At 66.2% G+C, this 1,026-nt stretch carries 1 protein-coding gene; it reads left to right on the forward strand.

Translation table 11 applies throughout. From position 1 onward, the window contains the following. Positions 1–936, forward strand: a 936-nt coding sequence (locus B4E30_RS14630) for a cytosine permease (RefSeq protein ID WP_286795861.1), incomplete at its 5' end; no start/stop codon positions are given. Between the last annotated feature and the right edge of the window lie 90 nt (positions 937–1,026).

Below are 1,026 nucleotides of genomic sequence, written 5' to 3' on the forward strand. Positions count from 1 at the left end.
GGACCCGCGGTCTACGTCGTCATGGTCGTGCTGCTCGTCGCCATCTGGATCCAGGCGGGTGACGACCTCATCCCCGCCGTGGGCCAGATCTTCAACAGCTCCGAGGTCGAAGGATGGGCCGCCGTCGCGGCCTTCGTCGGGGTGATCGGCACGATGATCGCCTATTTCTCCGCGGTGATCATCAACTTCGGCGACTTCTCACGGTTCGCCAAGAGCGAGAAGGCGATGAAGCGCGGCAACTTCCTCGGCCTGCCGGTGAGCCTCACCTTCTTCACCTTCCTCGCCCTGTTCATCACCGCCGGCGCCTACATCGTCTTCCAAGACGGTCAGGGCGAGCCGCTCACGAATCCCGCCGACATCGTCGGACAGGTCGGCAACGTCTTCCTCACCATCGTCGCCGCGATCACGTTCCTGCTCGCGACGGTCGGCATCAACCTCGTCGCGAACTTCATCCCGCCGGCGTACGACCTCTCGAACCTCGCCCCGCAGCGCATCAGCTTCAAGACCGGCGGCTACCTCACCGCCCTGTTCGGCTTCATCATCGGCGCCCTGTGGGTGGTGACGATCGGCGACAACCTCCCGGTCTTCGTCGACACCCTCGGCGCCGTCCTCGCCCCGCTCTATGGCGTGCTCGTCGCGGACTACTACATCGTGCAGCGACGCGCCCTGACCATCGCGGACCTGTTCTCGATGGACCCCGCGGCGCGGTATCACTATCAGCGCGGGTGGAACGTCCGGGCGGTGATCGCCGTGGCCGTGGCGGCGGTCTTCTCCGTCGCAGCGGTATGGGTGCCCGCGGTGGGAGCGCTGAGCGGTTTCGCGTGGGTCATCGGTGCCCTTCTCGGGGCGGCGCTGTATGTGGCGGTGATGTGGAATCACCGCGGAACGCCGGCATCCGACCAGGCGTCGGTCGTTCCGGAGTCGGCAGCCGGATAGCGCGTTCGGCGGTGTGCGGCGCCGGCACACGAAATGTTCATGCGGGTAACACTGCGGAAACGCGTTCCGCGTAACGTCGGCCGCGTGAAA

Origin of the sequence: Microbacterium sp. UBA3394 (assembly GCF_002358725.1) — a bacterium.
GTDB classification, from domain to species: Bacteria; Actinomycetota; Actinomycetes; order Actinomycetales; family Microbacteriaceae; genus Microbacterium; species Microbacterium luteum.